The sequence below is a fragment of the Microcoleus sp. Pol17C6 genome, from assembly GCF_036701145.1.
Lineage (GTDB): Bacteria > Cyanobacteriota > Cyanobacteriia > Cyanobacteriales > Microcoleaceae > Microcoleus.
In genome coordinates, this window is the sequence record NZ_JAUBQH010000053.1 from 25620 (window position 1) to 34485 (window position 8866).

Below are 8866 nucleotides of genomic sequence, written 5' to 3' on the forward strand. Positions count from 1 at the left end.
GGCATTGCCCTATCCCTACCGATGTTCACATACAATATATCTGTATCACTACTTTTCATCCAAAGCTTCTATCCCCGACCATCCTTCAGGCACTCCATACATTCCATTCTTTAGAGAGCGCTGGCAGTAAATTGCTGCTAACCTATCTTGAGGATTTCTTCCGCAAATCTTACTGAATAATTTTTGCGCTTCAGTAAAATTTTGCTCGAAATAAATCTCCTGACCTTTTTGAAACTTAGCAGCAGTTTCCTGTTTTAGTTCAATGCTTTGTTCTGTTTCTGCAGCATAAATTTCAAACACCGACACGGCTGATTTTTTGCCTTTTACTGTGACTCTATCGACAAATCGGCACATATATTTTTCTCGCTCGCCCAAACGCTATAGAATTGAGTCACTAACTAGAATTCCCGCCCAGTAAACAGTTATTTATTAGCTTTGAGTGGCAACTTACCAGACCTGCTCTCAAGCAAAAAACTAGAATAAATAGCAGCGTATCTCCCAAGCTAAAGGCCGTTTAATACAATTTTGACTAAGAAATGATACTTGCAACCTAGTCTTCTTGTGGTTCATAAAATATCCGACAAGTAGGTTTGGCAGCAGGAAAGTTTTTCCGAGGTTTTTTACAAAATTTATATGATGTCTGCTTACTTCCTGCTGTAAAAAAAGGTATACTTAACAATAAAAATTTAGCTGGATGTCCCTGAAGTTAGGCACAAAACTAAGCTATATTATAGCAGATTTCAGGAAAGTGAGATTTGCTATGGCTGACTCTATTGCTCGTCGCTTGGAACAATACACGGTAAAACGATCGCACGAAGTTTTAATCGTAAAGGCCGAAATTGACGGCGAATTCGATGAAATTGCTATTTTTAAAGGCTTTTCTAGCTCTTTGACACGATCGACCGCTTTCGATCCAGATGTTCCTGTTTTGCCGGAGGAAGCCCAAATTGTCAGTGTCGATCGCGTGGAGAGCCCCTACAATCCAAATAACCCCCGCTATCTTCAGCAGGGGTTATCTTGGGAAACAATGCAATCTCTATTGTCCGAGGCGGGAGTTTAGCAAAACATTAGGGACACAACGTGAGAAAAACAGTAGGGACACAACAATGTTGTGTCCCTACTACAAAAGCACTATGTCCTTACCCTGAGAGCTAGAGCGTGCCGCCGGCAGCTTGGAAACGAGCTCTCGCGCGCTTGATTGCTTGCTTAGCTTGAATTTGCTCTTGCAAAGTGCCGCTAGTAGCCTTTTCCAAACGAGCTTCTGCTTCGGTGTAAGCAGTACGAGCAGCTTCTTTATCAATGGTTTCGCCTTTTTCAGCGCCGTTGACAAGAATAGTAACTTTGTTTTCTTGGATTTCTGCAAAGCCGCCCATCAGAGCAATAGACACCCATTCCTTGCCGGGACGGACGCGCATCACTCCGGTATCCAAAGCTGTCAACATAGGAGCGTGACCGCTCAAGATACCCAGTTGGCCTGTGGTGCTCGGCAGAATTACTTCTTCAGCATTAGAATCCCAAACAGTTTTGTCTGGGGCCACTACGCGCACAGTTAATGTCATAAATTGTCAGTTGTCGGTTGTCAGTTGTCAGTTGTCAGTTGTCAGTTGTCAGTTGTCAGTTGCCAGTTATCAGTTGTCAGTTGTTACCAATAACAAATAACTAATAACTAATAACTAATAACGACTGACTACTGACTACTGACTCATGACTAAAATTACTTGGCGTCAGCTTTCATTTTTTCAGCTTTGGCGATCGCCTCGTTGATATCGCCCACCAAATAGAAAGCTTGTTCAGGTAATTCGTCAAGTTCGCCAGCCAAAATCATCTGGAAGCCCTTAATGGTGTCTGCCAGCTTGACGTACTTGCCGGGGGAACCGGTGAACACTTCAGCCACAAAGAACGGTTGAGACAAGAACCGTTCAATTTTGCGAGCGCGAGAAACGGTCAAGCGGTCATCTTCTGAGAGCTCATCCAAGCCCAAAATTGCAATAATGTCTTGCAATTCCTTATAGCGTTGCAGAGTAGACTGCACCTGACGAGCAACACCATAGTGCTCTTCGCCGACAACGCTAACTTGCAACATCGTAGACGTAGAATCCAGCGGGTCAACCGCAGGATAAATCCCCTTCGCAGCCAAACCGCGAGACAACACAGTTGTAGCGTCCAAGTGAGCAAAAGTCGTAGCCGGTGCGGGGTCAGTCAAGTCATCCGCAGGTACGTACACAGCTTGAACCGAAGTAATCGAACCTTCGGTAGTCGAAGTAATCCGTTCTTGCAAGTCGCCCATGTCTGTACCGAGAGTCGGCTGATATCCCACAGCCGAAGGCATCCGACCCAACAGAGCCGATACCTCAGAACCCGCTTGCACAAACCGGAAGATATTGTCAATGAACAGCAGCACGTCTTGCTTGCTGACATCACGGAAGTATTCGGCCATCGCCAGAGCCGACAGGCCCACGCGCATCCGAGCACCAGGCGGCTCGTTCATTTGACCGTAAACCAGAGCAATTTTTGACTTGCTGCGGTCTTCTTCGTCAATAACCCCCGACTCGATCATTTCTTTGTAGAGGTCATTACCTTCGCGGGTGCGCTCGCCCACACCACCGAACACGGACACGCCACCGTGAGCCTTGGCGATGTTGTTCACGAGTTCCATCATAATCACGGTTTTGCCGACGCCTGCGCCGCCGAACAAACCGATTTTGCCACCGCGACGGTAGGGCGCGAGCAGGTCAATCACCTTGATCCCAGTTTCAAACACCGAAGGCTTGGTTTCCAGTTCGGTGAAAGCCGGCGGGTTGCGGTGGATGGGCATACTTTCGGAAGTATTGACCGGGCCGAGGTTGTCTACGGGTTGACCGATGACGTTAAAAATCCGGCCGAGAGTTGGGATTCCGACGGGAACTTGGATCGCTTCCCCGGTATCTACTACTTCCATGCCACGCACCAAGCCGTCGGTGGTACTCATGGAAACGGCGCGCACTTGGCTGTCTCCGAGCAGTTGTTGAACTTCGCAGGTAACGGCAACGTCTTGACCTGCTTCGTTTTTGCCGGAAATTGTGAGAGCGTTATAGATTTGGGGCAGTTTGCCGCCTGGGAATTTTACGTCTACAACTGGCCCGATGATTTGGGTGATGTAGCCTACGTTCGTTTTTTCTGCGGTGGATACCATGAATAGTGCCTTTGTTAGGATGCTATTTTTCCCGTTATGGAAAAAGTCTTAACATTTAGAAATGCTATTTCTCAGAGTACCACTGAACAGACGCACTATTTAGATTTGTATGGGGCTGGTTAATAGTCATTTTTATGGTTGCTGCCCTCGCTTTTTTTTCCTGCGAGTCGCAGCCAAAGCCCCGATACCCAGGATAGTCCCGAACACTGTGACTGGTTCGGGGACTGGTTCGGGGACTGGTTCGGGGACTGGTTCGGGGACTAACTCAGCCGACACGGTGAAGTCTTTGAAGTCAAGCTCGGTTCCTGGTTTGGCATCGTCGAAGGAGATTTGTGTGCCATTAGCCAGTTGGGCCTTTGTGAGCGATGAAAATTGCTCTGGGCCTTTACCGCCGTTGATGTTTGCAAATGAGTCGCTGGAATTGTAGTTGAGCATAAAGTCACCAAACACAGCAAGCTGACATCCCGCCACCAGACATTCCTCTCTTCGGAACTGGGTGCCGGCGGCCCACCAGTTGGGGCTGTTCATGAAGGTACTCGACGAGACGTATTGCTCGAAAGGTCTGCCGCTACCTGTGTCGCTCCACAGCAGCAGGGCATAAATTTGATCCTGCAAAAATGTGAAGGTTTGGGTGATGGAGCCGTTTTCGGAGGTGACTGCGTTCCCGAAGGTTGCTTCCCAGTTGTTGGCAGAGCCGTTATCTGAGGGTTGAGTCTCGTAAAACAGTCTGGCGATGTTGGTGTAGCCATTGTTTTGTGGGTCAGCTTGGGCCACCCACAAGCTTGACTGGTAAGGGCTGACAGAGTTGTTGAATCTAAAGTTGATCTTTGTATCTTGATAGAACTGGATGCCGCCAGTGCCAAACATGAAAGCTCGGACGGGCGGGCAGATGCTGAGCAACATTGTGGTTACCAAGCTGGCGACTGTAAAAGATGTTTTTTTGACTAGCGTTAAGGTAGTCATAACCCTGATTCCTCCTGTATTGTTAGGTAGTAAGGCGGAAAATGCCCTAAATGCCATGTTGCCGTGACGCGAATAGACGATCGCGAGCCTGCGATATTTAGGGCGATCGTCAAACCTAAAGAAGAGGCTCCACACCAGTGAATCTACATACAGATCTCACTTAAGGGTGTTTTGGAGTAAATGAGTGCTTCTTCTAAGAGTTTTCACTGACACCAGACTCGCATAGTTTAATCTGTCAGAGCAAGATTTTCATCCTGCCTAGACTTCCAACCTACTACATTTACTTCGTTTCGGTAACAGTCTAAAGTTGAGTGCAAGACTTGCAAATATTGGCTTTCATCAAAAATACATAAAAATTTTAATCGAGCTTTATAAAGTTTTGGTAAAGTTCATCCCAAAAATATAAAGTTTTTGAGAGAAAGTCTGCTGTTCGGTTCGTTGTTCCTCAAAGCGCGCTGCAAGCTGCTCGGCCGATGCAGAAAGAAGTGGGCACGACCGCAATTAAAGATTTGAGCGAGTTTTTTGCCACTCTAAGCAAGCTGTATAATAGGCGAGCGGTACTTACGTAATTTTGACTAATATTCAGAGTTTTTTAAACCCCTAACCCTCCCGTTCGGTGCCATATTTTCCCCCACAGTTCCGGACGCATTAACCCGGTTTTTTAAGGTAATTGAGTCAGGGAAGCAGTGAAAGTCAAAAAAAGAAACCAAGTTTAATTTCCCGCGCCTGACTTCTAGTAAAAAAACAGTTTTTACGTAAATCATAGTAATTAAAAACCTACATTTCCTTGTCCCGTACTAATTATTCAGCAACTAAAAATAGGCTGCTCCTATTGACATGAATTTTTTTTAGGAGTAAAAATAGTAGAAATAAATACGATCGCACTTTAAGCACAATCTTTAAACACAATGACAGCCAACAGACTACCTTTGCTCGGATGGTTATTCATCGTTGGCTGGCTGAGTGCAGCGGCGGGTTCGGCCAACGCGCAACCCATCGCCCCCGCAGCGGACGGCACTAACACAGTTGTTACTCCCAACGGCAACCGCTACGACATTTCCGGGGGGGCATTCAGCGGAGATGGGGCTAATCTTTTTCACAGTTTTACTCAGTTCGGCCTCAGCGAGGCTCAAACGGCTAACTTTCTGACCAATCCCAATATTCAAAATATTTTGGGAAGGATTACTGGGGGAAATCCTTCTTTAATAAATGGCTTAATTCAAGTGACGGGGGGAAATTCCAATTTATTTTTGATGAATCCTGCCGGCATAATTTTCGGGCCGAATGCCAGTCTCAACGTGCCTGGATCTTTTAATGCTACTACGGCGACAGGCATTGGTTTTGGGAACAATCAGTGGTTTAGTGCGATCGGCAATAACAATTGGGCAACATTAATCGGGGCACCGAATAGTTTTGCGTTTACCAATTTGCCAGGGGGAAGCATTGTTAATGCAGGCAATCTGACGGTGACACCTGGTCAAAGTTTAAGTTTGATCGGCGGTACGGTTGTCAATAATGGTCAGGTAACTGCGCCTAGCGGCAATATTCTCATCAGCGCCGTACCGGGTAACAATTTGGTGCGAATTAGTCAAGCTGGAAATTTATTGAGTTTGGATATTCAGCCGACAGCAAATCAAAGTTCGCTGCCGAATAATTGGACGCAGCCAGTGTTATCTTTGCCGGAGTTGCTGACTGGACAAGGTGTGGCACAGGCGACGGGTTTGACGGTAAATCCCAATGGCGAAGTTGTGTTGACAGGGAATGTTGCTGTGCCGGTAACTGCGGGAACTGCGATCGCCTCTGGCACTCTCAATGTCTCTGGCAACACTGGCGGTACTGTAAATATTTTAGGTGACAAAGTAGGAGTTATTGCAGGCAATATCGATGCTTCTGGGATTAACGGTGGCGGTAATGTACTGATTGGCGGAGATTATCAGGGTTTGGGGACTGTGCCCAATGCTTCGCGAACTTTTGTCAGCAGCGACTCGACGATTAATGCTGATGCTATTAGTAATGGGAATGGCGGGCGAGTTATAGTTTGGGCGGATGAAACTACTCGCTTTAAAGGGAATATTACGGCCAGAGGTGGCTTATTTTCTGGGAATGGCGGCTTTGCGGAAGTGTCGGGAAAGCAATCGCTGGATTTTCAAGGATTAGTTGATTTGCGATCGACCTTTGGGATTGCTGGCACCTTATTATTAGATCCTACTGATATTACTATTAGTACAGATGTGGATACAGGTGGCACTTTATCAGGGGGAGCATTTATGCCCTCGGATGGGACTTCTACAATTAATAATGGGACGCTGCAAAATCAGCTACTTTTGGGAAATGTCACTATTTCTACTGCGTCGGCTTCTTCGAGTATAGGTGATATTACAGTTAGTGCTCCCGTTGCTTGGAATAATAATAATTCTCTGACGCTGCAAGCGAATAATAATATTACTGTTAATCAACCTATTACTAATTATTCGGGAAATGGCGCGATCGCGTTAAATGCTGGTAATGCAATATCAGTCAATGCCACACTTGTTACTACGGGCGGAAATATTAGCCTCACCAGTACCAATGGTATCAACACCGCGGCTGCAGATATTTATTCCTCTGCTATCTCAGCAGGAAATTCAGGAGCAATCTCCCTCTCCACTACTGGTGGTGGTAACATTACCACTAAATCGCTGGTTTCCAATAATTTCGTTGCTGGAAGTAATCCAGGGAATATAACCGTCACAGTTACTGGAGGTCCGGGCGCGATCGACACCACTGCTGGAGAGCTGGATTCCCAATCCTCTTCAGGAAATGGAGGTGCGATCTCCCTCTCAACGACTGGTGGTAACATTACCATTGACAAGCTGCTTTCCATTTCAGGCGGTGCAGGTAGGGGAGGGGATATCACCCTCACAGTTACTGGAGGTCCGGGCGCGATCGACACCACTGGTAATTTTCTGCAATCGAGTTCAACTTTTGGACAGGGAGGAGCGATCACCCTCTCAACTGCTGGGGGTAACATTACCACTAGAGACCTGGGTTCCAATCCCATAGGTGCAGGTACGGGGGGGGATATCAGCCTCAGAGTCACTGGAGGTACGGGTGCGATCGACATCAGTGCTGGATTTTTGGATTCCTCTTCTAAGGTAGGAAATGCAGGAGCGATCACCCTCTCAACTGCTGGCGGTAACATTACCACTAACAAGCTGGCTTCCTTTTCACGCAGTGCAGGTAGCGGAGGGGATATCACCCTCACAGTTACTGGAGGTCTGGGCGCGATCGACACCACTGGTGATGTTCTGCAATCGAGTTCAACTTTTGGACCGGGAGGAGCGATCACCCTCTCAACTGCTGGGGGTAACATTACCACTAAAGATCTAAATGCCAGTCCCCTAGATAGAGGTAGGGGGGGGAAGATCACCCTCAGAGTCACTGGAGGTACGGGTGCGATCGACACCACTGCTGGAGATGTGTCTTCAAATTCTGTGGGAGGAAATGGAGGAGGGATCGCCCTCTCAACTGCTGGCGGTAACATTACTACTAGAAATCTCAATTCCTCTTCTGTGGAAGGAAATGGAGGAGTGATCGACCTTTCAACTGCTGGCGGTAACATTACCACTGGTTCTCTGAATTCGCGTTCATTATATGCAGGTACCTCCGGGAATATCAACCTCTCTGTTACCAAAGGAACAGGTGCGATCGACACAACTGCTGGAAGTCTCAATTCCTCTTCTTTGCTAGGAGGATATGGAGGAGCGATCGCCCTCTTCACTGCTGGTGGCAACATTACTACTGGAGGTCTAGTTTCCAATTCAGTAGAGGCAGGTACGGCAGGGAACGTCACCCTCAACTCTGGTACAGGAAATACTATTCTTAGCGGTAATATAAATACCTCAAGTGACGCCGGTAGCGGTGGCAATATTACCTTCCAATCACCCGTTATCCTTAGTCAGCCAACTATTACCCTAACAACATCAGGAACTACCAGCAGCGGCAATGTCGCCTTTAATAGGAATCTCGATGGCACTACAGCAAACACTAAAAGTTTATTGGTAAATGCAGGTGCCGGTAATATTACACTTAATGGTGCAGTTGGCAATACCACAGCATTAGGAAATATTACTGCTAACTCTACAGGAACAACCGCATTTAATCAAACAGTCAATGCCGCGAGTTTAACTACAAATGTTGGTGGCACAACTCAAGTCAAGGGAAATGTCACTACAACCGGCAGTCAAACTTATGGAGATGCAGTGACAATTGCCAACAATCCGATTCTCTCCGGCAACGGTATTACTTTCAACGATACAGTAGACGGCAGCAGCGATTTGACGGCGAAGGCGGGTAGCGGTAATGTTACATTCAATGCTGCAGTTGGCAATACCACAGCCTTAGGAAATATTACTGCTAACTCTACAGGAACAACCGCATTTAATCAAACAGTCAATGCCGCGAGTTTGACTACAGATGTTGGTGGCACAACTCAAGTCAAGGGAAATGTCACTACAACCGGCAGTCAAACTTATGGAGATGCAGTGACAATTGCCAACAATCCCATTCTCTCCGGCAGCGACATTACTTTCAATAATACTGTAGACGGCACCAGCGATTTGACGGCGAAGGCGGTTAGCGGTAATGTTACATTCAATGGTGCAGTTGGGAGTTTAAGTACGATCGGCAATTTAACAGCTAATTCTACAGGAACAACCGCATTTAATCAAACAGTCAATGCCACGAGTTTAA

Annotated in this window: 6 protein-coding genes; 2 read left to right on the forward strand and 4 right to left on the reverse strand. The window is 46.9% G+C overall.

The genetic code is table 11. From position 1 onward, the window contains the following. Positions 1-48: 48 nt before the first annotated feature. Entirely contained in the window at positions 49-354 is a 306-nt protein-coding gene (locus QUA25_RS22100) for a hypothetical protein (RefSeq protein ID WP_333041282.1), read from the reverse strand. 406 nt (positions 355-760) lie between these two features. Here QUA25_RS22100 and QUA25_RS22105 point away from each other — a divergent pair, with 406 nt between their 5' ends. Continuing rightward, positions 761-1060 (forward strand): DUF7734 family protein, encoded by a 300-nt coding sequence (locus QUA25_RS22105; protein WP_333041283.1) that lies wholly within the window; start codon positions 761-763, stop codon positions 1058-1060. Between the two features lie 91 nt (positions 1061-1151). Here the strand turns inward: QUA25_RS22105 and atpC are convergent, their stop codons facing one another. The 3 genes from atpC to QUA25_RS22120 form a co-directional block, all read right to left on the reverse strand. Then, positions 1152-1559, reverse strand: coding sequence for an ATP synthase F1 subunit epsilon (gene atpC / locus QUA25_RS22110; protein WP_006635885.1), 408 nt, complete (start codon positions 1557-1559; stop codon positions 1152-1154). Positions 1560-1714: 155 nt separating this feature from the next. Further along, positions 1715-3172, reverse strand: coding sequence for a F0F1 ATP synthase subunit beta (atpD, locus tag QUA25_RS22115; protein WP_006635884.1), 1458 nt, complete (start codon positions 3170-3172; stop codon positions 1715-1717). 132 nt (positions 3173-3304) lie between these two features. Continuing rightward, on the reverse strand, positions 3305-4135 hold the full coding sequence (locus QUA25_RS22120; protein ID WP_333041284.1) for a PEP-CTERM sorting domain-containing protein: 831 nt from the start codon (positions 4133-4135) through the stop codon (positions 3305-3307). A gap of 908 nt (positions 4136-5043) precedes the next feature. On the opposite strand from QUA25_RS22120, the gene QUA25_RS22125 reads away from it, so the two are divergent. Beyond that, positions 5044-8866, forward strand: a 3823-nt coding sequence (locus QUA25_RS22125; RefSeq protein ID WP_333041285.1) for a two-partner secretion domain-containing protein, incomplete at its 3' end; no start/stop codon positions are given.

Bases quoted from the DNA above. Each gene is read 5' to 3' on its own strand.
- atpD (WP_006635884.1), bottom strand. From the start codon at position 3,172: ATGGTATCCACCGCAGAAAAAACGAACGTAGGCTACATCACCCAAATC.
- QUA25_RS22100 (WP_333041282.1), bottom strand. From the start codon at position 354: ATGTGCCGATTTGTCGATAGAGTCACAGTAAAAGGCAAAAAATCAGCC.
- atpC (WP_006635885.1), bottom strand. From the start codon at position 1,559: ATGACATTAACTGTGCGCGTAGTGGCCCCAGACAAAACTGTTTGGGAT.
- QUA25_RS22120 (WP_333041284.1), bottom strand. From the start codon at position 4,135: ATGACTACCTTAACGCTAGTCAAAAAAACATCTTTTACAGTCGCCAGC.
- QUA25_RS22105 (WP_333041283.1), top strand. From the start codon at position 761: ATGGCTGACTCTATTGCTCGTCGCTTGGAACAATACACGGTAAAACGA.